The sequence below is a fragment of the Peribacillus butanolivorans genome (assembly GCF_001273755.1).
Lineage (GTDB): Bacteria > Bacillota > Bacilli > Bacillales > DSM-1321 > Peribacillus > Peribacillus butanolivorans.
On record NZ_LGYA01000001.1, the window covers coordinates 555,406 to 581,695 of the forward strand.

Here is a 26,290-nt window from a genome sequence, read left to right on the forward strand (position 1 = left end):
CCTCAATTTTACGAACCAAATGGTTCGCTGGCACCAGTTGATCCAAAGTAATCATTTCAAGTTGATCTCGCTGAATAGAATTATGTTTCGAAAGCATCGTCATCACCTCAAGTTTTAATACTCCTATATTAAAACAAAAAAGACTGTAGGCAAAAGTGTTTATTTCTAATTGTTAAAACAAAGTTGATTGGAACGGAAGGTGCGAGACTCCTGCGGGAAAAGCGTGTCCAAGGGAGACCCCACAGGCGCAAAGGCGCCGAGGAGGCTCCCTGACCGCCCGCGGAAAGCGAGTGCCTGGAGTGGAAATCAACGTTCGAATTTTTACAACCCCTCAAAAAAAACTGTAGACAAACTCGGTTTTCATCGAGTTTGTCTACAGTCTGAAATCATCAAACCTTTAGTTTGATGATTTTTTTACTTGTTCTGAAGTATTAGAAGCATTTAATAAAACTACCCCTCCAATTATTAATACTAAGCCACCTAATGTAATGATGCTAAATGGTTCTCGCCATAACAGTACACCAATTAACGCTGTTATAGCTGTGCCTATTCCTGACCAAATAGCATAAGCTAAACTTAACGGAATTGTTTTAAGACATAATGATAAGCAATAAAATGCTAATCCAAAACCAAGAATAACTCCAATTGAAGGGAATAAATTTGTGAATCCTTCCGACAATTTAAGCATTGTCGTGCCGAATATTTCGCTGATAATTGATATTCCTAAAGCGATATAACCTTTCATACTATTACCTCCGAATCTCTAAAGGTTAATGAGCACCACCACTTGAGAGTTTCAAAACAACAACTCCACCAATGATTAGGACTAAACCAAGAAATTTTTTCAGATTAAAACGTTCTTTATAAACGATAACACCCACTAATGCGGTTAAAGCTGTGCCTATACCTGACCATATAGCATAAGCCGTACCCAGTGGAATTGTATTAAGAGATAAAGACAAGCAATAAAAGGCTATTCCCATTCCAATTATTACTCCAATGGAAGGGAACAACTTTTTAAATCCGTTTGATACTTTTAACATTGAACTACCAAATACTTCACTAATGATGGCTATTCCCAAAATTACATATGGATTCAAGGTGAACTCCTCCTATTTTGTCATATTTATTAATTGCTGGATTACTTCCTTATTCATTTTGTCATCCTTCTTCTTTCCTTTCGATGAATTAGGCTAGTTCAAGTTTGTTTAACTGCTGTTCAGCAAATTCGCGATATAATGAGTGCGTATTATATAGTTCTTTATGTGTTCCGCTGCCTGTTATTTTCCCTTTTTCTAGGAAGATGATTTGATCTGAATTAATGACAGTCGATAGGCGGTGAGCAATAACTATTGTTGTTCTACCTTGCATTAAATCATTTAACGCCTGTTGAACAACATTTTCCGATTTGCTGTCTAGGCTTGAGGTAGCTTCATCAAGCATTAATATTTTTGGGTTTCTTAAAAATGCACGAGCGATCGCAATTCTTTGTCTTTGACCGCCTGATAATTTCATACCTCGTTCACCAACCTCAGTATCATATCCGTTTGGAAGTTCAGAAATAAACTGATCGGCATACGCCATTTTAGCTACTTGATTTAATTCTTCATCTGTTATATCCCGATCTATTCCATAACAAATATTATCTCTAATTGTACCTGATACAATAGGACTTTCTTGCGAAACATAACCAATCTGGCTTCTCCATGAAAGGAGTGTGAAATCAGTTATGGATTTCCCACCTATGGAAATAGAGCCTTGCTGTGGTTTATAGAAACGCTCAAATAATGAGAAAAGAGTCGTTTTTCCGCTGCCACTTGGACCGACAATTGCAGTAACTTTACCTGCTTCAACAGTAAAGCTTATATCTTTAAGTACCTGTTCTCCATTATTATAACTATAGTTTAGATGATCCACGGTGATTGATTGATTTATATTTTGAACTTGCTGCTTCGCGTCTTCTTCCTCTTCTGAATCCAAAATGGAAATTATACGCTCTGTTGCACCCGTAGCTTTTTGGAATTGTGTAAAGAAACCTGCTAATTGAGCCATTGGCATGATAATTTGGAAAAGGTACATAATGAATGCAACTAAAGCTCCAGCTGTCAGAGCTCCTGAAGAAACACGCATTCCCCCATAACCTAAAATTAGGACAAGTAATGCCATCATGACTAAACTCATTAGTGGGCCAATCAAAGCTTGTATTTTTGCTTCTTTTAATCCGAATTGAAATAATTTGGTAATCCCTTTCTTTCCATTTTGATATTCAAATGTTTCTGCATTGGATGCTTTAACTAGACGGATTTCGGTTAGCACCTGTTGGAGAATTGAGGTGAAACTTGCTGTCTCATCCTGCATCCCCTTTGATATTTGATGCATTTTTTTGCCAAGCGGCATTAATATTAAAACAGAGAGTGGGATTGCAATGAGCATCAACAATGTCATTTTCCAATCCAGTACAAATAACACAATCATGGATCCTACAATGGAAATGATTCCTGTAACGAAATTAGATAGGTGTTCCGAAATTAATCCTTTCACTACAGTTGTATCATTTGTCATTCGACTAACTGTTTCTCCTGATTGATGTTCATCAAAATAATTCACGGGTAATACAAGTAATTTTCTCCATAGTTGATCTCGAATACCCGCTACTACAGATTGCCCGATCCGATTTAATAAATAGATGGAAAATCCACTAGCCAATGCTTGAACAATAATTGCAAGAACGAGAAGTGTGATCCGTTCAGTGCTTAGTGAGCTAATTGAAAAATCATTAATAAGATTCTTTGTGAATAACGGGACTAATAATCCTACACCTGTTGTACTTAAGCTTAATACTAAAGCAATCCCTATCATTAGTTTAGAAGGCTTCGTTTGTTGAACTAATCGAATAAACTGGCGCCATCCTTTTTGCTTTTTTACTTCTGACATATTTATTTACATCCTTTCTTAATCCTTTTTACAAGAGGAAGTATACAAAGAAGTTATGAATTGAATATGAACTTCTAAGTTAATTATTCTATTTAGTGTTTTTTTCGAAATAACTGGTAACATGACTTTGTTTGGCTAGTTAACCTACTAATAAGAGCAAACATAGGGATGCTGTAGCTACAAAATCCGTGCATGAATGATTTGTTAAATAAGTGATACTTCATATTAGATGAAGCCGTTGAACAAATCATAAATCAACTTTAATGTTTACCAAAGCCTTTTGTATAAAATATACAGGTGTTTGCCTAATCCAGATGACCTTTATATGAATGAAATAGATAGGACATAATAGATATCATAGGATTTAGATATTTTAGTAAGGGTTACATATAAAATAGTATGGAATAATCAAGCAGGCATAATTTTTGACCAAGGATCTTTAACAGTGATACGCTTACTTTTAGATATTACGTATTCAAAACCAAGGAGGAACGTAAAATGACACAATCCAAACAACAAAAAATCACCCTGGCAAACCGACCAAAAGGAATGCCTTCGAAAGAAGATTTTAACTTTGTGGAGAGTGATGTTCCCACACCAAAAGAAGATCAAATATTAGTACGGACGCTTTATTTATCTGTCGATCCATACATGCGTGGAAGAATGCAAGATACTAAATCATATATAGCTCCATTTGAATTGAATAAGGTCATCACTGGAGGCGTTGTAGCCGAAGTGGTAGAATCCAATTCGAATTCATTCAAACAAGGTGATGTTGTTGTTGGGAATATCGACTGGGCAGAGTATACGGTGGTCAATGAAAAAGAAATCCGAGTGATTGATCCTAAAGTTGCCCCTGTCACAACCCATTTAGGGATTCTCGGGATGACTGGTTTAACAGCTTACTTTGGTTTGCTCGATATCGGAAAACCTCAAGAAGGTGAAACGGTCGTGGTTTCTGGAGCAGCTGGGGCTGTTGGTTCAGTAGTTGGACAAATTGCTAAAATTAAAGGTGCTAAGGTAGTAGGCATTGCTGGCTCAGATGAAAAACTTGAGTATTTAACAAAAGAGCTTGGCTTCGATGGAGCTGTTAATTATAAAAAAGATAGCTTTGCGACAGATTTAAAAAACGCTGTTCCTAACGGAGTCGATGTTTATTTCGATAATGTTGGCGGTGAGGTAACGGATGCTGTTTTCACACTTTTAAATACAAATGCTCGTATTCCATTATGCGGAGCGATTTCCTCTTATAATGCAGAAGGAAAAGATTTAGGGCCGCGTCTGCAATCGGCGATGATCAAAACGAGTGCACTTATGAAAGGTTTCACAGTTGGTAATTATGCCGAAAGATTCCAAGAAGGTGCGACAGATTTAGGGGAATGGCTACAGCAAGGAAAATTGAAGTATGAAGAAACCATTATTGAAGGGTTTGAAAATACCCCTGATGCATTTCTAGGATTATTTAAAGGAACGAATCTGGGTAAACAACTTGTAAAAGTTGCAGAACCTAAATACGCTACGCTCTAAGCATGGGAACCTAGTAGAGGGTAACATTGCTGTGACATAGTCTTTAAAACAGTATTGAAAAAAGAGTATATAATAAGCGGCCTTTTTTCGATATTCAATCGGGGGAAGGCCGTTTCCCTTTTCCTAGATACGAGAAAGATTAACGTATATTCCTCTTCCTTAAGGTATCTTTTGTTGTTAATGAAGGATATTAAAAGAAGCTCTAGATTAAGCCATCAAGATAACGGTTGAATAGCGTCAAAAGAGAAGATAGGGAGCGAATTATTTATTGAAAGGAAAAGTGAAATGGGCAAAAATAAACAAAGAGTATCTTCAAAGTCTCCGAAATTAGAAGCGATACATACGACATTTAAACAGGCTTTTGAAATAAAAAAGAATCCATTTCCGTGGATAAAGGCATTGAGTGCAGGAATTGCTGCTGCATTACCTGTATTCATAGGATTATTATTTGGGAATTTTGAGTACGGTTTACTGGCGGGAATTGGCGGATTCTCTTATTTATACGTGTTTAACCAACCGTATGAGCAAAGAGCTAAAAAGATTTTCTTAGTAATGTGGGGCCTTTCTTTATCTGTTGTCTTAGGAACCCTTTTGGCCCCATATCAGCTAGGGACAGCTATAGTGATGGGGATTATTGGAGCATGTGTGTTTTTCATTTTTGGTGCTTTAAATATCACTGGTCCTTCGGCAATATTTTTCGTTTTGAGTTTTGCGCTTGCTACAGGTATGCCTGTTGATCAATCACTTGCGCCGTTACGTGGAGGGCTTGTTTTATTAGGTGGGGCATTATCTTGGATAATCTGTATGTTAGGCTGGTTTTACAATCCCCATGGACCTGAAACTAATGCAGTGGAAAAAGTGTATAGAGAGTTGGCGGTATTCTTTGATTCAATAGGGACGGAGAAGTTTAATACAGCAAGACACAGAACGGTACTAGCAATGAAGCAAGCAGAAAATACGCTTTTAGCCGGGTATTCAGCCAAGAGAAGTACAGATATATTTAAGCGGTTGTTTCTTTTAAATGAACATGCGAACACGATATTCTTGAGAGTTCTTGAAATTTCTTTGAACAATAAGATCGTACTTCCTCCTGAATTAGGGAAATCCATTCAGGCACTAGCTGACTCTATTGGATCTAAAACGCAAAATAAATCAAAGATTCTTCAGCCAGAGCAGGTTGATAAAGAAGTAGAAGATTTATTCATAAAAATCTATAATGCAGATGCCATCATGAATGAACCGGTTCAAAAAATTCATCAAGAAGTCTTAATCTCAAAGCCTTCTCTAAAAACCATATTTCTGGGGGCATTTGATAAAAACTCCATAGTCTTTCTCACTTCTATACGATATGGGACAATCCTTACTATCGCCGCTATCATCGCCTATTCAGCCGGTTTTAATCGCTCGTATTGGGTGCCCTTATCCTGTGCTGCAGTAATGTCCGGTGCTACCATTATCGCCACATTTCATCGTGCTGTTCAAAGGACTTTCGGGACAATCATTGGGCTCCTATTAGCAAGTTTGATTCTTGCATCTGTTCATAACGAGTTTATTATTGTGCTAATCATCTTGTGTTTGACTTTCATTACAGAGCTTTTTATCGTTCGGAATTATGGGTTAGCTGCGATGTTCTTTACACCTTCAGCTTTAATCATGGCAGAATATTCAACTCAAAGTTACGACTTCAGTTTCTTTGCAACAGTAAGGATAACTGATATCGTTGTAGGGAGTATTATAGGCCTTGCTGGGTCATTGTTAGTCGGAAGTCGATCAGCGTCCAGTCTTCTGAGTCATTTTATCGCGAAAACGATTCGAAGTCAGGGCCAATTTTTATTAATGGCGTTCTCTGAAAATAATAGGACCCTTACATTTGATGAGAGCAGTGAACGAAGCAAAATGCAAACCAATATGGTCAATCTATTAACAGTATACAATACATCTCTAGGTGAGATATTCAAAAACAAGGCCAGATTAGAGTCTCTATGGCCCGTAATATTCTCAATAGAACAATTGGGGTATTATCTAAATGCCAGCTTGAAATACTCTGAACGTCCAGTTCTTTCAGAGAAGGATCTCGCTCAATTGCTTTATGTTTTTGAAACCATGGCAATAGCTGCAGATAAAGATCAATCTTCAACAAATAAAACCGTACCAGAAATTGAAGGGTTTTCAAAAATTCGTCACGAGATTTTGGACCTCCAAGAAGCCCTTCAGTTTAGGGGAGAAGTTTCAAGCTAACCTTAGAGCTTTGTTTTAAGGGAGTTCTTATTATTGGCTCCCTCAATTCAACTGAATGAATGTACTAGCTGAAAATAGAGGGTTTATTGAAAAAGTCTGTAAAAATGCCAATTTTCAGTATAAAATGTAAATACATACAGAAAGGTGATGGATCATGTCAAACGTTGCTAAATTTCGAGATTTTTTAACGCGCGAGAAAATCTATATGAATGAGGTGAAAGAAGATGACACCACCTTTTTTAGAGCAGAGCAAAAGTTAAAGGATGGCTGGAAGGTTCTTTTAGTTTTTGCTTTCAACCAAAATGAAAATGTGGCGGATTTATTTTGCTTTAATGTTGCCGAGTTGAAGAATCCTGATAAAAGGCGGGATGTACATACACTGTTAAATGAATATAATGCTAATTTTAGATATTCAAAGTTGTATGAAGAAAAAGGGACTATTTCAATTCGTTATTCTTATTCCCTTGAGGGAGAATTTTTACCAGATCTAGCTTTCAGGAAGTTAATCATGTTACTTGAAACAGCGGAGCAGGTATACCCGTCGTTAATGGAAGTCATCTGGTCTTAACAGTGGAGATGTAGGGAAAGTTCTCTGTTATTAGAGAACTTTTTAACATCTTTAATAGAGTGATGAATATACTATTATTACATTCATTAAATTTTTATTTTTTTTTAAAAAATAACTATTGCATTTATTTAATATAAACTATATAATTAATTTTGTTGATAGCGATTCGACAAATTTCTACAAGAATACGCGGGTGTAGTTTAGTGGTAAAACCTCAGCCTTCCAAGCTGATGGGTTCGATTCCCTTCACCCGCTCCAATACATACTCATAACGCAGGGTTTCGTTACCTGGAGAACGAAGCTTTGCGTTTAAATATTTTATAATGAGAATTCTACTGTTTACAGTAGGGTTTTTTTATTGTCTAGATTTGTATGTACCTATGATTTAAGGAAGTAGTATGAGATGAGGCTGATCATGGGTGACTAAGAAACTAGTTGATATGATGTCAGGAAGCGTATCAAGTGAATCCAAAACTGGGGAATGTGTTTGTAATAGAAGAAAAAACATTCACAGGTTGATATCCTATCCTATAAAAGACCCCTTCCGATTTTGGAGGGGGTTTAGTTCTGCTCGATTGTTATTATACTTCTAAAATGGAATAAGTTCCTTCTCCACCGTGGATTTCGAGGAACATTTTCATTAAGGACTCTGTTAGCTGATGGGCTTCTTTGATTGGAGTCTTTGGTTGTAAATAGATGATTTGGATTGCCTTTTTCGTTTCTTCCGTGACCTTTGTTCGTTCTGAATCAACGTAGGGGCTTCCAAATGCTCCATCACGATCGGCAGAAGTAATCATGTTTTCCATTGAATTCAAGCGGCCATTCAAGCCGTTATACTCGTCTGTACTCTCGCCAATTTTAATCGAGATATCTCCTGTTAATTTATCCGCATCATATATGCCAATAGGCACTTCATATAAAAGGGAGAAGAAGTTATTCAGGTCGATAGCGGAATGAATAGATGTTAAGTAATTTTGTTTTTTAACACGACGGTATAGAGCTTCCACGGAAGGACGGTAGCGTGACGGATTCGTTCCGGTCGTTTTGAAAATCTTTCGCCACTCTTTGATACCCGGGAAATCGGTTAATTCTTTTTCATCTAGATCGAAGAAAAGAGCTTCTTGAAATAACTGCAGTCTTCCTTTGACCATTTGCGGGGAGGGGCCAACTTCGATGTTTTCATATGTAATGATCCCAACTTTGAAATCAGGGATTTTACTGCTAAGATTAGCGGAAATGTTAATTTCCAAGCGTTACACCTCCAAAAATGATTGCAATTAGTTTATCATAGATAGCAATGGTTTGAAATGAATACAAGCTTCGATGGGAATAATGAATGAACGAAGGTGATAAATATGGATATGAATTCACTTAAGCAAGAAGTGATTATATATAGTAAAGAGATTGGCATTGATAAAATTGGGTTTACATCAGCCTCTAATTTCACGGAATTGAAAAGTCGACTGATCCGTCAGCAGGAACTAGATTATCAGTCAGGATTTGAAGAACCGGATATTGAAAAAAGGGTCAGGCCGGAATTGATTTTTGATAAACCGCAATCCATTATTTCGATTGCACTGGCCTATCCTTCTAAATTGAAGAATGCACCGCAAAGCACAAAAAGTGAGCGACGTGGGATTTTTTGCCGGGCCTCTTGGGGAACGGATTATCATACGGTTCTTCGTAATAAATTGCAGTTACTTGAGGATTTTATTAAAGATAAAGTGCCAGGAGCAATGGCAAAGTCTATGGTGGATACTGGTGAATTATCGGATCGTGCTGTTGCTGAGCGTGCAGGAATAGGCTGGAGTGCTAAAAATAGTATGATTATTACTCCTGAATTTGGTTCTTATGTATATTTAGGTGACATGATTACAAACTTGCCATTTATACCGGATCAACCGATGGAAGATCAATGCGGGACTTGCAATAAATGTGTGGATGTTTGTCCAACAGGTGCACTTGTGCAGGGTGGCCAGCTGAATTCTAAGCGCTGTATTGCTTTTTTAACGCAGACAAAAGGATTTCTCCCTGATGAATTCAGGACGAAAATAGGCAATCGTTTGTACGGATGTGATACGTGCCAGACTGTTTGTCCGAAAAACAAAGGAATGGATTTTCACTTTCATGAAGAGATGGAGCCTGACCCTGAGGTTGCGAAGCCTTTGTTGAAGCCTCTGCTTACGATCTCAAATCGGGATTTCAAAGAAACATACGGCTATGTATCTGGTTCGTGGCGAGGCAAAAAGCCAATCCAGCGAAATGCCATTTTAGCATTAGCCCACTTTAAAGATGAAACGTCACTACCCGAATTGATTCAGATCATGAAGGAAGATCCGCGTCCTGTATTACGGGGAACCGCGGCCTGGGCGATTGGGAAAATTGGACGGAAACAAGTAGTTTCTATTTTAGAGGAAGCTTTAATGAACGAAACCGATGAAGAGGTTCGTGCAGAAATTGAAAAAGGACTGCAGTTTACCTTGGAGCATCAATAATATTAAATATATCAGATATAGCCACCTCGTAAGAAATTTAACGGGGTGGCTTTTTTTATTTTTTGTAAAAATGTGAGGATGAGGGTTTAGTAGGTAGGTAAAAAAGAGTCCTCGATATGCCTGGACTAACTTTCTGTTTGCCGGCTAATTTTTTATATAGGGCGAGAGAGGTTCAAAACCTTTCAACCGGAATACAGGGGGAGTAGATTTTGTATTCTGCTATGATGATGGGCTAATAATACCTTTTATTTTTCAGATATTTTATTTAATCAAGTGGATACCTTGGCTCGTGATGTTCGAAGCGTTTCTGCTGGTTTCTTTTGTTAGTAAGAGTTTATTTCGAGGAAATGAACAAAAACAGGCCATTAATATATTCTTCTTTAATGAAGTTGTGTTTTTGTCCATGCCCTCATACATACACATTAGCATAGATGGTATGAAGGGGGGCATAATTTTGAGGGAACAATTGAAACAGCTTTTGCAAGAAAGAGTGGAGTGTTATACTTCCGATACTCAAGAACGTGATGAAAGAAAATTGTATCTGAAAAAGGAGTTAATGCGGAACCGCTCTACGGAAATTGTACGGGTAAATGCTGCAGGAAAGGTTCATTCAAAGAGAAAGGAAGAAAAGGATACGGTATTGACCTATAAAGTACATCTACAATATTTATTGAAGCAGGAAGATTCTTTTTATATAGAAGAGGAAATGGAAGAAAGGGAGGCGAGGTTTAGAGATGGATATTTAATAGATGAACGTGACCTTGTACCAAGCTTTGAACCAGAAGAGGTTCCTCCAAAATGGGAAGAAGGTTCGGAGCGGCTTTCTTATAAGTATGACAGGATGAAGGCTGTTCAGTATGCCGAGCGGTGGTGGAATGAATTTAATCCTGCTTACCACAAGTTCACTGATGATTGCACGAATTTCATTTCACAATGTTTGCATACAGGAGGAATCCCAATGTGGGGGGCGCCAAACAAAAATAAGGGCTGGTGGATAAGAGGGAAAAGCTGGAGCTATACCTGGACGACTGCACACTCCTTATATAATCTGCTCGCTAGCGGAAAGGGAATCCAGACAAAACGTTTAGAAACAGCTGAGGAGATGGATATAGGCGATATCATGTGTATTGACTTCGAAGGAAACGGACGCTTTGATCATAACTTGATTGTAACGGCGAAGGATCAGAACGGGATGCCGCTTGTGAATGCCCATACGATGAACAGTCGCCATCGATACTGGACGTACGAGGATTCGAGCAGATATACACCGAATATCGTTTATAAATTTTTCTCGATTTTGGATGGAGTGTGATTGGTTTTTAGTCTGTTTGTTTAATGCTATAATTAGATGAAGTTTAAACTAGAGGTGAAATGAAGTGGCAATACATGTAGTTTTATATCAACCACAGATTCCAGCAAATACAGGTAATATCGCAAGAACGTGTGCAGGAACAGACACGTCCCTGCACCTTATTCGTCCGCTCGGTTTTTCAACAGATGACAAACAGCTTAAGAGGGCCGGTCTCGATTATTGGGAGAATGTTAAAATCCATTATTATGATTCATTGGAAGAGTTTTATGAGAAGAATGCCGGCGGTGAATTTTATTACTTAACGAAATTTGGAGAGCAGCCGCATACAACCTTCGATTATAGTGATCAGGACAGTGAGATTTATTTCATGTTCGGTCGTGAAACGACGGGCCTTCCGAAAGACCTGATTCATGAAAATTTAGACCGTTGTCTGCGAATCCCGATGACGGATAAAGTTCGTTCTCTAAACCTGTCCAATACAGCAGCGATCTTAATTTATGAGGCCTTAAGGCAGCAAAATTATCGTGATTTGGATTTGAAAACAAAAGGTTGATGGATTAATGCTTTTGTTACCATACTATCAGTGGGGGATATAGCCCCCCTGGTGGATGTTTTACCTACATACTTTTTTAGGGGTGGAAGCTTTGAATAATATTATTGAGAAGATTTTAGATCACCGTTCCATTCGTTCTTTCGAGGACAAGCTATTGTCGGAAGAGCAAATTCAAACGATTGTTGAATGTGCTCAGGCTGCATCAACTTCAAGTTATATTCAAGCATATTCAATCATTGGGGTAACCGATCCAGAAAAGAAAGCCAAGCTAGCGGAACTTGCCGGACCACAATCTTATGTAGAGAACAATGGGCACCTATTCGTTTTCTGCGCTGATTTATATCGACATGATCGGATAGCTGAGATGGAAGATACAGACCTTTCCGAATCGATTGAAAGTACGGAAAAATTCATGGTTGCTTGCATTGACGCAGCTCTTGCAGCTCAAAATGCGGTATTGGCTGCAGAATCAATGGATCTTGGCATTTGCTATATCGGTGGAATCCGTAACAATCTTCCGGAAGTGTCAGAGATTTTGAATATTCCACATCGTGTTATTCCATTATTCGCCCTTGTAGTCGGCTATCCTAAAAATCGTTCCGATAAAAAGCCGCGTCTGCCACAATCTAATATATACCATGAAAATGGCTATCAGGCGGATAAGCAGGAGTTTATCGGTCAACTGAAAGAGTATAATGAAACGATTTCTAGTTATTATGAAAGCCGTACAAAAGGCAAACGAAAAGATACCTGGACACAGCAAATGGCTGGTATGCTTGGAAAGAAAAGCCGGATGTATATGAAAGATTATGTGGAAAAGCAAGGATTTAAAAAACATTAAATGATAAAAAAACTTTGTAGGGATATCTGAATTTTTATCCATAAATGGATTATTCTTAAAAGTATGCAATCCATAATTAACCTTAAGATGACCTCGGGTATTATCCCCGAGGTCATCTTATTCTTATTTCTAATTGGAATAATCAGGTATCCCTTTCTAGTAATTGGTTTTTTAGAATTGTTCCCCAAACATTTGACATGAATTATTCCTTAAATATCCATTGACAATATATTTATATAGAATTATAGTAATTAAGCAATAGATAATGATAATCATTTTCATTTGAGTTTTTACTTACCTATTTTTCAGTAAATGGAGGTTTAATAATGGTTCGCCTATATACAGAGAATTTAAATATTGGCTATGGTGAACGTTTAATTGTAAAAGATCTCAGTGTGGAAATTCCAGATAAAAAAATTACAACAATTATCGGATCAAATGGTTGTGGGAAATCTACACTGTTGAAAGCAATCACTCGCATTATTCCCAATCAATCTGGGTCAGTCGTTTTAGATGGAGTAAATATCTCAAAAGAAAGCACAAAGATACTCGCTAGAAAGATGGCGATTCTTCCGCAAACGCCAGAAAGTGCAAGTGGATTAACAGTCGGCGAACTCGTATCTTATGGTCGCTTTCCTTATCAAAAAGGCTTCGGACGCTTGACCAAAAAAGATTATGAAGTGATCGACTGGGCACTTGAAGTAACAGGAACAAAAGACTTTAAGTTCCGGCCTGTAGATGCACTATCAGGAGGTCAACGCCAGCGCGTTTGGATAGCAATGGCCCTTGCACAAGAAACAGAAATCATCTTCCTTGATGAGCCGACCACCTATTTGGACATGGCACATCAACTAGAGGTTTTGGAGCTTTTACAGAAGCTGAATGTAGAACAGGGACGTACGATTGTCATGGTCCTTCATGATTTAAACCAAGCTGCCCGCTTTGCGGACTATATCATCGCCTTAAAAGACGGGGAAGTAGTGAAAGCAGGAGATTGTGAAGAAGTCATCACTCATGATGTACTTAAGGAAGTATTCCATATTGATGCGGTAATCGGACGAGATCAACGAACAAACAAACCAATGTGCAGCACATACAATTTATTAAAAGGAGAAATGACAACAAATGAAAAAGATAATGATCCCGTTTATACTGCTGTTAGTGCTAATTATTAGTGCTTGTGGTAACGAGTCGACAGAAAAAGAAAAAAGCTCCACTTCGAAAAAAGAGAAATCGGGTACCATCACATACCAATCCGAGAATGGCCCTGTTGAAGTCCCTGCAGATCCAAAGCGTGTTGTAGTACTATCTACTTTCGCAGGTAACGTCATGTCATTGGATGTTAACCTCGTAGGGGTCGATTCCTGGTCAAAAATGAACCCGAATTTTAAAGAATTAAAAGATGTCGAAGAAGTAACTGACGAAAACTTGGAAAAAATCATCGAATTAAATCCGGATTTAATTATTGGATTATCAACGATTAAAAATGTTGATAAATTAAAGGAAATTGCTCCAACCGTAACGTATACATACGGAAAAGTTGATTATTTAACACAGCACATAGAAATTGGTAAACTTTTGAATAAAGAAAAAGAAGCTCAAGCATGGGTGGATGATTTTAAAAAACGTGCAAAAACCACTGGCGAAGATATTAAAGCTAAAATCGGTGAGGATGCTACAGTTTCTGTATTCGAAAAATTTGACAAACAGTTTTATGTATTCGGCGATAACTGGGGCCGTGGAACGGAAATCCTTTATCAAGAAATGAAATTGGCTATGCCTGAAAAAGTAAAAGAAGTGGCATTGAAAGATGGTTACTTTGCTTTATCATTAGAAGTTCTGTCAGACTATGCTGGTGATTATGTGATTTTAAGTAATAATAAAGATGAGGACAATTCATTCCAACAAACAGATACGTATAAAAACATTCCTGCTGTTAAAAACAATCAACTATTTGAAGCTAATGCGAAAGAATTCTACTTCAATGATCCAATAACATTAGATTATCAATTAGACTTCTTTTCTAAAAGTTTTCTTGGAAAATAATACAGCGAGGGAGAGGGATTCTTAAATAAAGAATTCCTCTCCTTTTATTCTATAAAAAAGAGATGAGAGAGACAGATGACTAATGAAAATCAACGTTTCATCCCATTTATATTTAAATTGATTATAGGGATTGCTGCATTTATCAGCATGTTTATTATTTCGATGGTATTTGGTGCGGCAGATGCTACCGTTAAAGATGTATGGTTAGCACTGACATCCAATGCTACAGGTGATAAGATTTCCATCATTCGGGAAATCCGGCTCCCTCGTGAAGTTGCTGCAATATTTGTTGGTGCGGCACTTGCTGTTTCTGGTGCCATCATGCAGGGAATGACAAGAAATCCACTTGCTGATCCAGGATTGCTTGGATTAACGGCAGGCGCCAATGCGGCTCTCGCAATTACTCTGGCATTTATCCCTTCAGCTAATAACTTAGGCATTATGAGCGCGTGTTTTATTGGTTCTGCTGTCGGAGCAATTATGGTCTTCGGTATCGGTGCGATGAAAAAGGGAGGATTTTCTCCATTAAGGATTGTTTTAGCTGGTGCTGCAGTTTCTGCATTCCTATTTGCCGTTTCAGAAGGGGTCGGTATTTATTTCAAAGTATCAAAAGATGTATCTATGTGGACGGCAGGGGGAAATATCGGAACATCATGGAGTCAACTTCAAGTAATCGTTCCGTTTATTTTAATAGGTATCCTGATCTCCTTTATCTTTTCTAGACAGCTCACTATACTCAGCTTAAGTGAAGAAGTTGCTGTAGGATTAGGTCAAAAGACAACACAAATAAAAGCGATTCTCTTCGTTGTCATTATTCTCCTTGCTGGGGCTTCCGTTGCGCTTGTAGGAAATATGGTATTCATCGGTTTGATGGTTCCCCATATGGTTCGAGCTATTGTTGGTACGGATTATCGTTTTATTCTACCTATGTCCGCAATTTTGGGGGCCACTTTCATGCTTCTTGCCGATACACTCGGCCGTACAATTAATTCTCCATATGAAACACCTGTGATAGCGGTTGTTGCGATGATAGGTTTACCTTTCTTCCTGCTAATCGTGCGTAAAGGAGGTAAAGCATTTTCATGATCCAGTCAGCTTTAATCAAAAAACAGCGATGGATACTAGGTGCATTATTCGCACTTATTATCATTACAATCATTATTGGGACCAGTTTGGGGTACTCTAATTTATCTTATGACCGACTGATTCCAACGCTTTTCGGGCAAGGGACGTTTAAAGAGGAATTCATTTTATTTTCCGTCCGATTACCAAGAATTATCATTACCCTTTTAGCAGGAATGGCCCTTGCACTATCAGGTGCGATTTTACAAGGAATAACACGTAATGACTTAGCTGATCCAGGTATTATCGGTATTAACTCTGGAGCTGGTGTTGCGATTGCGGTTTTCTTTTTGTTTTTCCCAATTGACACAGGTTCATTTGTTTATATGATTCCACTTGTCGCTTTTATCGGCGCGTTACTGACGGCATGCTTAATATATGTACTCTCATATAAAAGAAGGGTCGGTCTTGAACCTGTAAGGTTAGTGTTAATTGGTGTGGGGTTTTCAATGGCACTTTCCGGTATGACGATTGTACTCATTTCATCAGCCGAAAGATCAAAAGTTGATTTCATCTCGAAATGGTTAGCAGGGAATATTTGGGGTGCGGATTGGCCTTTCATATGGGCAATACTTCCATGGCTGGTTATACTCATTCCATTTACATTATATAAAGCAAATCGATTGAATCTTCTTGGATTAAGCGAACCTGTTGCAATCGGTGTGGGTGTATCGATTGAAAAGGAACGGATTGTCTTACTTATAACAGCTGTTGCCCTAGCCGCTGCTGCCGTTTCAGTTACAGGTGGAATTGCATTTATTGGACTTATGGCCCCACATATAGCAAAATCTTTAGTGGGACCTCGAAATCAATTATTTATTCCGGTTGCCATATTAATTGGTGGATGGCTACTATTGCTTGCCGATACAATCGGTCGTAATATAGTTGAACCCGAGGGTATTCCAGCAGGTATTATGGTCGCGTTGATCGGTGCACCTTATTTCATGTATTTGTTATTAAAAAAATAAGAATGATGTGTACAGACCCATGATTGTTGAAAGAATCCCTTGAAATATTTATTTCAGGGGTTTTTTTGCTTTGTGGAATTTAACAAATTTCCGTAGCAATCTTGTTTTTATTTATGATTATCTATATCTAATAATCTCCTCTGAATTTAAGCGCTTCGCTTCGAAAAAGAATACTTGAATAAACTTTTTTGTATTTACTCGGGTAGGAGTAAGAACTATTGTTGAATCATTTTGCAATTCTTTCATTTTTTGGCGAACGACTGTGAAATCAAAAAATTTAGAAGCATAATTTTCAAACTTTGGATTTGAAAAATCTGTTAAACCTAGCGAAGAAAAATGAATTAACGAATGATTAATCGCCCTACGTATCCGCTGTTCGGTAGCTTTTATTTCCCGATTAATATCAGCCTGTACAGCTGATGGTCCGAGCTTTTTTTTTGTAATTTCTACAAAAATATCTTTAAGAGTAGGGAAATGCTGTTCAAAAGTATAAGTACGTTCATACATGAATAAATATTGAAGCATTTCAATGAAATCTTTAGATCCATTTTCTCCCACAATTCCTAATTCCGATAAAAGAAATTCGCCCACTGCTATTATACTTTTTTCATTTAAAATATTTGATTTATCCACTTTTGGCTGTTCAAAATGCAATACACTATTTAATGAGGATTGGATATTAGTGATCGATCTTTCTAAATAAATACGTTCCATTACTTTTCGAATAACTGTTAATATTTCAATACGATTAATTGGTTTAGTAATATAATAATCGATTCCGAGAGAGTATGCCTCACCAATAAGTTCTTTTGATTCAACTTGCGAAATCATTATGATTTTCCCATTAAATGTATCTTTTATATGACGAAGTGTCTCAATGCCATCGCGGATAGGCATTAATAAATCAATAAATAATATATCAATTTTTTTTAAATTCAAAATGTGTCCTTCTAATAGACTACCATCTTCCGCTTCCTCCACCACTTCTCCTAAATCTTCGTTCTCAATAATTTGGCTTAAGATTGAACGTATCGCGCAATCATCATCTGTTATAAAAAAACGCATGAAATCACCCTTTCTGAATCAACTTATGAATTGGTAACTTTATTGAAAAAACGACGCCGTTAAGCTTATTCTCAAACAGGATATCTCCCCCAAGTTCTTTCACCACTTCTTTTACATATGAGAGTCCAATCCCTGTTGAAGGTGTCCCAAAATGATCATATTTCGAAGTGAATCCAGGTTTAAAAATCACCTCCTGATATTTTTGAGGGATCCCAGGGCCATTATCAGCAACTTTAAATTCTACATGGTCGCAAAATTCACACAAACTTAATCTAACGATTCCCTTATCAATAATTGCTTCCACTGCATTAGCTACTAAATTATTGATAAGAGATAATACGGTATATACATGATAATGTGAATCGTTGTTTCGATCTAATGAGTATTCAAATTGAATATCTTTTTCTAGTGATAAGGCATATTTTTCATTAATTCGGATAATTAATTGGAAAAGTTCAGCAGCATCCATATAATCTTTAAAACTCTCATTAGAAATCAATTTAGAGAGACCAGCAAAAATTCGTTGATTATCTTTTTTAACTTCATGCATTTCGCCTGCGATGCGTAATGCTTTTTGACTTAATTGCTGTGTGAGAACATGAGGTTGTTTTTCCCGCTTTTCCCGTTCATTTAAATCACGATACAAATCATACGATTGCTTTGTAATATTCTCTGCATTTTTTAATGTTTTTTTTAAATGAATCGTTTCCTCATATAAATTGGAAATGAGCATCAGCATGTGTTCATTTTGTTTTCTGATTTGCTTTTCTCTTGATTGTGCTTCATAAAGTTTCATCATATTAAAAAAGCTTAAAACGATAAAACTGTGGCCGAATGCGATTATAATCATCTCATTTAATGCACCTATCGTAATGGTTGTTTCTAATACAAAATATTGAAAGATTAATTCTACAGAGTCGGATAATATTTCGATAATGAGGCCAATAAATCCAATAATCAATGATCGGTTTTGAAAGCGGTTGATTTTCGCTAAATAAAAAAACAAGGAATAGGTGAAATAAAAGAAAAAACTAGGATAATGGGCTTGAAAAGTGGACGTCCAGTGAAAATTATCGTGCATAAAAAAGTCTATTAAAATACGAAATACCACAACCATTGTTCCTGTCAAGATGCCTGATAAAATGGCAGGTGTTTTCTGTAATAATAGTAAAAAGAAGAAAAGTACCGGCGGACCAAAACTTATTCGAAACGTTTCATTTAAAGGATAAAAACTCAATTCACCTGCTAATGGCACTGTGAACAACATCAGAACAAGAATATAGACCTCTTTTTTCATTAATGTACCGAGATTCAAGTCGATCACCTCCCAATTTGTTAGAAAATTAGTATACAGTTTCATCGGTTTCAATACAACGCTTACTTTGGTTCTTAAAAACGAATATAAAACGGATTTGTACCAAGTATGGCAAAAACAATCTTGTTTATCTATTCACAAAAATTGGTACTGGAACCTGTGAGACAATCACGCTTTTTTTTTGAAGATTTTATTTTTTTGATTTTGTAGGTTTTCGTAAGATTATGTAGTTCCCTCTTTAAAATTAAAAATAGGTTCCCTCTAGAGAAATATTGAAAGCGCTTAACAATATTTATAAGCTTAAGTTTTCAACGAATCTATTGTAAGTAGGCTTAATGCGATTCGGTAAAAATGCTTATAAAGAAAATATAATGATACAACAACTAAAGAGGTGGGGAAATATGGTTGAAAAATTAGCGGAAGAGTATAACATTCACGCAAGTAGTCAAAAGAAAGTCTGCTTAGATGAATGGGTTGCAAATTACAGATCCTATGCTACTAAAGGACAAACCGCCAATTATATACCTGCATTGAGAAATACACACTTATCGCAATTAGGTATTTGCATACTAGAGCCAGGTGGAACAATGATAACGTCAGGGGATTGGGAAGTCCCTTTCACGTTGCAAAGTATATCAAAAGTACTTAGTTTTATAGCCGCATGCTTGGGTCGTGGTATTTCTTATGTGTTAGAACGGGTCGATGTGGAACCAACTGGGGATGCTTTTAATTCAATCATTCGTTTAGAAATGCATAAGCCAGGAAAACCGTTTAATCCTATGATAAATGCTGGAGCAATTACTATAGCTTCGCTTCTCCCAGGCGAGTCTTCACAAAAAAAATTAGAATTTCTCTATGAATTAATCGAAAGTTTGTTAGGGAAACGCCCGACAATCAATGAGGAAGTGTTTCAATCTGAGTGGCTAACCTCTCATCGAAATAGAGCTCTAGCTCACTATTTAAAAGAGACGAATTATTTAGAATCGGATGTAGAGGAAGCTTTAGAGGTTTACCTGAAGCAATGTTCCATAGTAGTAACAACAGAAGACATAGCCCTGATTGGACTAATTCTCGCACAAGATGGGTACCACCCTATTCGTCAAGAACAAGTCCTTCCTAAAGAAGTAGCTAAACTGGCCAAAGCGTTAATGCTAACTTGTGGAATGTACAATGCTTCGGGTAAATTTGCGGCTTTTGTTGGGGTGCCAGCTAAAAGTGGAGTATCTGGCGGGATTATGGCACTAGTTCCTCCAAGTGCTAGAAGAGAAATGCCTTTTCAAGATGGATGTGGTATTGGTATATATGGACCAGCTATTGATGAATATGGGAATAGCGTAACAGGTGGTATGTTATTGAAACAAATGGCACAAGAATGGGATCTAAGTATTTTCTAAAAAGCCTAATGGTTAAAGGGGTTCTGGGTGCTAATAATAAAAGGGACATCCTTAAGATTTCCCTATCAATCTACTAAACTTTAACCAGAAGTGATGTACCCAACAATTACTTTAAGATGTAAATTGACGTATCAAATGTTTTTTTTGTCAAACTTATTAATTATTATGCTTGTTTCTTATTTCAAGCGTTTTGTATTAATATGGCTTCTAGTGTGGGGTCAGGTAACATTACAGGAATTTCCATTGTGATTATTTATTGAACGTACACTAGCACAAATCATTAATCCAGTTACTTTAAAAAGTTAATATTAAGGAATGAATTTTGGAAAGCATGGTGATAAACATATGAATAATTTGCAGAGAAAGATGGGAACATTTTCGTTAACGATGGTAGGACTCGGGTCAATTATTGGCTCAGGTTGGTTATTCGGGGCATGGAGAGCGGCACAAATCGCTGGACCAGCTGCCATTATCTCGTGGATTATCGGGATGGTTGTTATTTTGTTTATCGCACTTTCTTACAGTGAATTAGGGGCTATGTTTCCTGAAGCTGGGGGAATGGTAAAATATACGCAGTACTCTCATGGTTCGTTTATAGGGTTTCTTGCAGCTTGGGCAAACTGGATTGCAATCGTTTCTGTAATTCCTGTTGAAGCGATTGCTTCTGTTCAATATATGAGCTCATGGCCTTGGAAATGGGCGGAGTGGACACATGGTTTAGTAGTAAATGGAAGTCTTACTGGGGGAGGCTTAGTAATTGCCTCTGTATTACTGATCGTCTACTTTTTATTAAATTACTGGACCGTTAGTTTGTTTTCAAAAGCTAACTCATTTATTACTGTTTTTAAAGTTATTATACCAGGACTTACGATTGGGGCACTTTTATTTGCTGGTTTTCATGGATCCAATTTTACGTCAGCGGGCAGTATAGCACCTAATGGTTGGGCAAGTGTACTTACTGCTGTAGCAACTTCTGGTATTATCTTCGCATTTAACGGTTTTCAAAGTCCGATTAATATGGCTGGTGAGGCAAAGAATCCTGGACGTTCGATCCCAATTGCAGTAATCGGTTCAATTTTAATTGCAACAGTTATCTACGTTTTATTACAGATTGCATTTATCGGAGCCGTTGATCCGTCTATGATTGTGAACGGGTGGCAACATTTGAATTTCAATTCACCGTTTGCTGACCTAGCAATTGTTTTAGGCCTAAACTGGTTAGTTATTTTACTATACGCCGATGCTTTTATTTCTCCTTCTGGGACAGGGATAACATATACGGCGACAACGTCACGAATGCTTTACGGAATGGAAAAGAATAAATATTTACCAAGCGTATTTGGGAAACTACATCCTCTCTATGGCATTCCGCGTCAAGCTATGATTTTAAATCTAGGTGTATCTTTCTTATTTTTATTCATGTTTAGAGGCTGGGGAGTACTAGCAGAGGTTATTTCGGTTGCGACTTTAGTCTCTTATATTACAGGTCCAGTAACTGTTATGACATTAAGACGCACAGGTAAGAACTTGTACAGACCATTACGTCTAAAAGGATTAAGTATTATTGCACCACTTGGCTTTGTTTTTGCTTCTTTAGTTCTATATTGGGCAAGGTGGCCACTGACAGGACAAGTATTATTTATCATTATGATGGGTCTTCCCGTTTATTTCTATTATCAAGCAAAAATAAAATGGAGGGGGTTCCGTCAAAACTTTTCAGCAGGGCTGTGGATGGTTGTTTACTTACTATGTATGATGACCATTTCATACTTAGGAAGTGAAAAGTTTGGTGGACTAAACGTAATTCCATTTGGTTGGGATATGGTTTTAATTACATGTTTATCTCTTGTGTTTTATAGTTGGGCAATAAAGAGTGGATTCCAAACAGAATATTTGGAACAAGGACAGAAAGTAAACGATGACTTGAGATCAATAGAGGAGAACAACATGGCATCTCAATCGGAAAAAAAGAACGCTGTATAAAATATGAAAAACACTTCCTTGGTTGGCATACTCCAATATGTATGGAATCAATGGAGGTGTTTTTTATTATTTAATAAAAAAAGAAAAAAACGGCTTGCGAGGTGATCCAGCTTATTATTTGAAAAAAGGCTTAAAGAAGCGGTGGATTATTTGCAGTCTCGTGTTTAACGCTGTACAGTCAAATACAATTATTCTTGCCAGAGCCAATTCGTTAATGATACCAACTGTATAAAAATGGATAATTTAAATTAACGAAGCTCGCTAAAAAATTAAATCGCTTTTTCAGTTTTGTTTTTTTTGCCAAATAGTATGTGTAGTCACTGCCATTCTCATATATATAGTAGAACTTCGAAAGTGCTTTTATTTGCTTGTATTGATGAGGGGGCGCAAAAAAGGGGACGGCGAATTTAATTTGCTGTCCCCTTTTTTGGGAATTATAAGAAAGGATTTTTTATTCCTTTTATTTCACACCTGGTTTATCGTCATACCCAGCAGTGAAGATAGCGGCTAGAAATGCAATAGCAACTGCAATGATAATAACTGTGCCCATGTTGTGACCTCCCTTTACCCATATTGTCCCACTTAAGTATAGGCTTAGTATACCCTAATTTTTAGCAGGAGTGCACGCAATTTTTCTTGTCGGGTGATTTGTCATTAATTGTTCAAGTTTAAAGCCTTTCTTAAACAGAGAAAGTCTAGGGGTATCCGAGACAATTGCACAACCTCTTTTTAAAGTCTGACATGTTTGTCAGACTTGGCGCATAGATTTAAGTATTCTCTGAAAGTGACAGGGGGAGGTTCCTGAAATGGATATTTTAAAGAAAATCGAAAAATTTAGAGAAGATGAACAGAAGCTGAAGTGGGAAGGTACCTTCGCAGAGTACTTAGACATCTTGAAAGAAACACCATTGGTTGCACAATCTGCTCATTCACGTGTATACAACATGATTAAAGATGCAGGGATAGAGGAAGTAAATGGATCAAAGAAATACAATTTTTTCAGCGGCCAGTTGTTTGGTCTAGAGGATTCACTGGAAAGACTTATCGAGGAATATTTTCATCCGGCGGCTAAGCGATTGGATGTACGTAAACGGATCTTGCTTTTGATGGGTCCAGTCTCAGGTGGTAAGTCTACGCTTGTTTCTTTACTGAAGCGGGGACTTGAAAATTATTCGTTAAAAGATACTGGAGCAATTTATGCAATAAAGGGATGCCCGATGCATGAAGATCCACTGCATCTCATCCCACAGTACTTACGGCAAGATTTTTTTGAGGAATATGGCATTCGAATTGAAGGTAACCTATCGCCGCTGAATGTTATGAGGTTAGAACAGGAGTATGGAAGCAGGATTGAAGATGTGATGGTCGAGCGTATTTTCCTTTCAGAGGATAAGCGTGTTGGTATTGGAACATTCAGTCCATCTGATCCTAAGTCACAGGATATTGCTGATTTGACAGGCAGTATCGATTTTTCAACAATTGCCGAATATGGGTCCGAATCGGATCCTCGTGCCTACCGTTTTGATGGTGAGCTGAACAAAGCCAACCGTGGGATGATGGAGTTCCAGGAGATGCTGAAATGTGATGAGAAGTTTTTATGGCATTTGCTTTCATTGACTCAGGAAGGGAATTTTAAAGCTGGACGGTTTGCATTGATCAGTGCCGATGAACTTATCGTGGCTCATACGAATGAAACGGAGTATAAAGCTTTTATTTCCAACAAGAAAAATGAAGCACTGCATTCCCGAATCATTGTCATGCCGATTCCATATAATCTGAGGGTGACTGAGGAAGAAAAGATTTATGAAAAAATGATCCATGAAAGTGATGTTTCTGATGTTCATATTGCACCGCATACATTAAGGGTTGCGGCAATTTTCAGTATCATGACGCGTCTAAAGGACCCGAAAAAAGGCGATATCGATTTAGTGAAAAAGATGAGGTTATATGATGGAGAAAATGTGGAAGGCTTTAATTCTGCAGACATCAATGAATTGAAAAAAGAATATCAGGATGAAGGCATGAGTGGAATTGATCCGCGTTATGTGATTAACCGAATTTCGTCAACGATTATTAGAAAGGAAAATCCATCGATTAACGCACTGGATGTACTGATGTCGTTAAAAGCCGGTCTTGACCAGCATCCGTCGATTACGAATGAACTTCGAGAGCGGTATTTAAATTTCATTTCACTGGCACGTAAAGAATACGACTCCATTGCCAAAAATGAAGTGCAAAAGGCATTTGTGTATTCATATGAAGAGTCGGCGAAAATCCTGATGGATAATTACCTGGATAATGTCGAAGCATACTGCAATAAATCAAGGCTGCGTGATCCATTGACGGGGGAAGAAATTAACCCGGATGAAAAATTGATGCGGTCGATTGAAGAGCAAATCGGAATTTCTGAAAATGCAAAGAAGGCATTCCGCGAAGAAATTCTAATCCGTATTTCTGCCTATGCACGTAAAGGGAAGCGATTCGATTACAATTCACACGACCGTTTACGTGAAGCCATCCAGAAGAAGCTGTTTGCCGACCTGAAGGATGTTGTCAAAATCACTACTTCAACGAAGACACCAGACGAAAGACAGCTGAAGAAAGTGAACGAAGTCATCACGAGACTTGTTGATGAGCATGGTTACAATACCACTTCTGCCAATGATTTGCTGCGCTATGTGGGAAGCTTGTTAAATCGGTAAATCATAAAATTTTGCCCCTACCTCTAAAAGGGTGGGGGTTTTAATTATAAAAAATGAAAATAATGTCATTCATACTAGCTAATGTTATCTTTTAGCTGAAGTAGAATGAGACAACTTCATGAAGGGAAAACAAACACGTATAATGACAGTGATTTAGGAGTTTTTTGTGTAAATGCAATCATCTGAAACAGATTAATGGAGGGATTACAAATAGGTGTAATCACTGAGTTGAATGAATTAGCTGAGAAAATCAATGATAACCCAGAGCATATTCAAAACGAAAAAAATCGTGTGTATCAATTCAATATTGATGAAATTGGTCCCGTTCAACTGTTGATCAAAGATGGACAAGTTGAAGTGGTCAAAGGTACATCACATGATCCAGAAGTGACATTGAAATTATCAGAGGGAAAATTATCAAAGTTATTAAAGGATGATTTAAATACTGCCATGGCCTTCATGACAGGTGGCTTAAAGGTAGATGGAAACATCAGCCTTGCTCTGAAACTGCAGGAAATTGTAAAATGTTATAATTAAAAAATACCGAACTCTTCCAGCAGTAGAAGAGTTCGGTATTTTTATGATCAGAATTTATTTCTTACGGTAGCTAGGAAGTAACGGCTGCAAAGTAAGAAGCCAGTATAAGTTGTATAAGTGTAGCAACGCCTTAGGTCATCACCCTTACTGGATCGCAAATCAATTAGTTTTCTTTATTTGGTGACATTTAACCCATACTGTTCAATAAGTGTCACAAGTTGTCCGGGTGAAAGTTTGTCTTCACTATAATCAATTTTGATTTCCCCGTCATCAACATCGATGATCGCACGCTCTACCCCGTCCGTAGACAATAGAATGGACTCTAGATTTATTATTGGTCCTTCAGATGTTGCTTCCTTTACATAGAGTGTGGTTGTTTGCATACTCCTTTCACCTCCAAGAGATTTGTTCATATATCTTATCTATACCCTTTCTTTCCGATACATATGTAACGTTTTGGATTTGGAAATATTGGGTATCAATAAGTAGAGGTGATGGAAAATGAGTAAAGAAGAATTGAAACGAGATCATGTTCCTGAAAATAGCTCTATGGCTAAGGATTATGAGGAGATGAAAGAACTTGGCAAGCAGATGGAAAATCAAAGGACGAATGAAGAATTGAAAGAGTGGGATAAACGCCCAGGTACAGTCCAACATGAAATAGAGGGAGAAAAAGATTGAAAAAGTCCT

24 protein-coding genes and 1 tRNA gene are annotated in these 26,290 nt (G+C 37.5%); 18 read left to right on the forward strand and 7 right to left on the reverse strand.

From position 1 onward, the window contains the following. Positions 1-397: 397 nt before the first annotated feature. The 3 genes from AKG34_RS02700 to AKG34_RS02710 all read right to left on the reverse strand — a co-directional run bounded on the left by AKG34_RS02700 (position 398) and on the right by AKG34_RS02710 (position 2,940). Entirely contained in the window at positions 398-745 is a 348-nt protein-coding gene (locus AKG34_RS02700; protein ID WP_053344663.1) for a DMT family transporter, read from the reverse strand. 25 nt (positions 746-770) lie between these two features. After that, positions 771-1,043: a DMT family transporter gene (locus AKG34_RS02705; RefSeq protein WP_236694991.1), complete on the reverse strand. Its 273-nt coding sequence runs from the start codon at positions 1,041-1,043 to the stop codon at positions 771-773. 145 nt (positions 1,044-1,188) lie between these two features. Beyond that, positions 1,189-2,940: an ABC transporter ATP-binding protein gene (locus AKG34_RS02710; RefSeq protein WP_407946272.1), complete on the reverse strand. Its 1,752-nt coding sequence runs from the start codon at positions 2,938-2,940 to the stop codon at positions 1,189-1,191. Positions 2,941-3,432: 492 nt separating this feature from the next. Between AKG34_RS02710 and AKG34_RS02715 the strand changes: the two genes are divergently transcribed. From AKG34_RS02715 to AKG34_RS02730, 4 genes are all read left to right on the forward strand, one after another. Continuing rightward, positions 3,433-4,461, forward strand: a complete 1,029-nt coding sequence (locus tag AKG34_RS02715) for an NADPH-dependent curcumin/dihydrocurcumin reductase (protein WP_053344666.1) — start codon at positions 3,433-3,435, stop codon at positions 4,459-4,461. A gap of 285 nt (positions 4,462-4,746) precedes the next feature. Then, entirely contained in the window at positions 4,747-6,699 is a 1,953-nt protein-coding gene (locus AKG34_RS02720) for an FUSC family protein (RefSeq protein WP_053344667.1), read from the forward strand. A 154-nt stretch (positions 6,700-6,853) separates the two neighbouring features. Beyond that, positions 6,854-7,267, forward strand: coding sequence for a YbjN domain-containing protein (locus tag AKG34_RS02725; protein ID WP_053344668.1), 414 nt, complete (start codon positions 6,854-6,856; stop codon positions 7,265-7,267). 189 nt (positions 7,268-7,456) lie between these two features. Further along, positions 7,457-7,525 (forward strand) — tRNA-Gly (locus AKG34_RS02730). 323 nt (positions 7,526-7,848) lie between these two features. Here the strand turns inward: AKG34_RS02730 and AKG34_RS02735 are convergent. Beyond that, positions 7,849-8,517, reverse strand: coding sequence for a B3/B4 domain-containing protein (locus AKG34_RS02735; protein ID WP_053344669.1), 669 nt, complete (start codon positions 8,515-8,517; stop codon positions 7,849-7,851). A 105-nt stretch (positions 8,518-8,622) separates the two neighbouring features. Here AKG34_RS02735 and queG point away from each other — a divergent pair, with 105 nt between their 5' ends. The 8 genes from queG (at position 8,623) to AKG34_RS02775 (ending at position 16,604) form a co-directional block, all read left to right on the forward strand. Beyond that, positions 8,623-9,762, forward strand: a complete 1,140-nt coding sequence (gene queG, locus AKG34_RS02740; protein WP_053344670.1) for a tRNA epoxyqueuosine(34) reductase QueG — start codon at positions 8,623-8,625, stop codon at positions 9,760-9,762. A 454-nt stretch (positions 9,763-10,216) separates the two neighbouring features. Further along, positions 10,217-11,074: an amidase domain-containing protein gene (locus AKG34_RS02745; RefSeq protein ID WP_053344671.1), complete on the forward strand. Its 858-nt coding sequence runs from the start codon at positions 10,217-10,219 to the stop codon at positions 11,072-11,074. Between the two features lie 64 nt (positions 11,075-11,138). Continuing rightward, positions 11,139-11,627: a tRNA (uridine(34)/cytosine(34)/5-carboxymethylaminomethyluridine(34)-2'-O)-methyltransferase TrmL gene (gene trmL, locus AKG34_RS02750; protein ID WP_053344672.1), complete on the forward strand. Its 489-nt coding sequence runs from the start codon at positions 11,139-11,141 to the stop codon at positions 11,625-11,627. Between the two features lie 91 nt (positions 11,628-11,718). Further along, positions 11,719-12,468 (forward strand): oxygen-insensitive NADPH nitroreductase, encoded by a 750-nt coding sequence (gene nfsA, locus AKG34_RS02755; RefSeq protein ID WP_053347959.1) that lies wholly within the window; start codon positions 11,719-11,721, stop codon positions 12,466-12,468. Between the two features lie 326 nt (positions 12,469-12,794). Next, positions 12,795-13,643 (forward strand): ABC transporter ATP-binding protein, encoded by an 849-nt coding sequence (locus tag AKG34_RS02760; RefSeq protein ID WP_053344673.1) that lies wholly within the window; start codon positions 12,795-12,797, stop codon positions 13,641-13,643. Further along, positions 13,594-14,514 (forward strand): iron-hydroxamate ABC transporter substrate-binding protein, encoded by a 921-nt coding sequence (locus AKG34_RS02765; protein ID WP_053344674.1) that lies wholly within the window; start codon positions 13,594-13,596, stop codon positions 14,512-14,514. Before AKG34_RS02760 ends, AKG34_RS02765 begins: the two co-directional genes overlap by 50 nt. Positions 14,515-14,589: 75 nt before the next feature. Next, the gene (locus AKG34_RS02770) at positions 14,590-15,600 is read left to right on the forward strand and encodes a FecCD family ABC transporter permease (protein ID WP_053344675.1); all 1,011 of its coding nucleotides are present in this window, start codon (positions 14,590-14,592) and stop codon (positions 15,598-15,600) included. Further along, positions 15,597-16,604 (forward strand): FecCD family ABC transporter permease, encoded by a 1,008-nt coding sequence (locus AKG34_RS02775; RefSeq protein WP_053344676.1) that lies wholly within the window; start codon positions 15,597-15,599, stop codon positions 16,602-16,604. Before AKG34_RS02770 ends, AKG34_RS02775 begins: the two co-directional genes overlap by 4 nt. A gap of 117 nt (positions 16,605-16,721) precedes the next feature. Here AKG34_RS02775 and AKG34_RS02780 read toward each other — a convergent pair whose 3' ends face one another. After that, positions 16,722-17,669, reverse strand: a complete 948-nt coding sequence (locus tag AKG34_RS02780) for a response regulator (RefSeq protein WP_053344677.1) — start codon at positions 17,667-17,669, stop codon at positions 16,722-16,724. Between the two features lie 4 nt (positions 17,670-17,673). Continuing rightward, positions 17,674-18,993, reverse strand: a complete 1,320-nt coding sequence (locus AKG34_RS02785; protein ID WP_053347960.1) for a sensor histidine kinase — start codon at positions 18,991-18,993, stop codon at positions 17,674-17,676. A 392-nt stretch (positions 18,994-19,385) separates the two neighbouring features. On the opposite strand from AKG34_RS02785, the gene AKG34_RS02790 reads away from it, so the two are divergent. The 5 genes from AKG34_RS02790 (at position 19,386) to AKG34_RS02805 (ending at position 25,600) form a co-directional block, all read left to right on the forward strand. Then, entirely contained in the window at positions 19,386-20,378 is a 993-nt protein-coding gene (locus AKG34_RS02790; protein WP_053344678.1) for a glutaminase, read from the forward strand. A 155-nt stretch (positions 20,379-20,533) separates the two neighbouring features. After that, positions 20,534-20,638, forward strand: a complete 105-nt coding sequence (locus AKG34_RS29545) for an alanine:cation symporter family protein (RefSeq protein ID WP_407946273.1) — start codon at positions 20,534-20,536, stop codon at positions 20,636-20,638. An 85-nt stretch (positions 20,639-20,723) separates the two neighbouring features. Further along, on the forward strand, positions 20,724-22,361 hold the full coding sequence (locus AKG34_RS02795) for a glutamate/serine transporter AimA (protein ID WP_053344679.1): 1,638 nt from the start codon (positions 20,724-20,726) through the stop codon (positions 22,359-22,361). An 806-nt stretch (positions 22,362-23,167) separates the two neighbouring features. Continuing rightward, positions 23,168-25,063 (forward strand): PrkA family serine protein kinase, encoded by a 1,896-nt coding sequence (locus AKG34_RS02800; protein ID WP_053344680.1) that lies wholly within the window; start codon positions 23,168-23,170, stop codon positions 25,061-25,063. 228 nt (positions 25,064-25,291) lie between these two features. Next, positions 25,292-25,600 carry an SCP2 sterol-binding domain-containing protein gene (locus AKG34_RS02805; RefSeq protein ID WP_236694862.1) on the forward strand — a complete coding sequence of 103 codons (309 nt, stop codon included), beginning with the start codon at positions 25,292-25,294 and terminating at the stop codon, positions 25,598-25,600. 173 nt (positions 25,601-25,773) lie between these two features. On the opposite strand, the gene AKG34_RS02810 is transcribed toward AKG34_RS02805, so the two are convergent. Further along, the gene (locus AKG34_RS02810) at positions 25,774-25,983 is read right to left on the reverse strand and encodes a heavy-metal-associated domain-containing protein (RefSeq protein ID WP_053344681.1); all 210 of its coding nucleotides are present in this window, start codon (positions 25,981-25,983) and stop codon (positions 25,774-25,776) included. Positions 25,984-26,101: 118 nt separating this feature from the next. On the opposite strand from AKG34_RS02810, the gene AKG34_RS02815 reads away from it, so the two are divergent. Further along, positions 26,102-26,281: a hypothetical protein gene (locus AKG34_RS02815; RefSeq protein ID WP_053344682.1), complete on the forward strand. Its 180-nt coding sequence runs from the start codon at positions 26,102-26,104 to the stop codon at positions 26,279-26,281. Positions 26,282-26,290 lie beyond the last annotated feature (9 nt).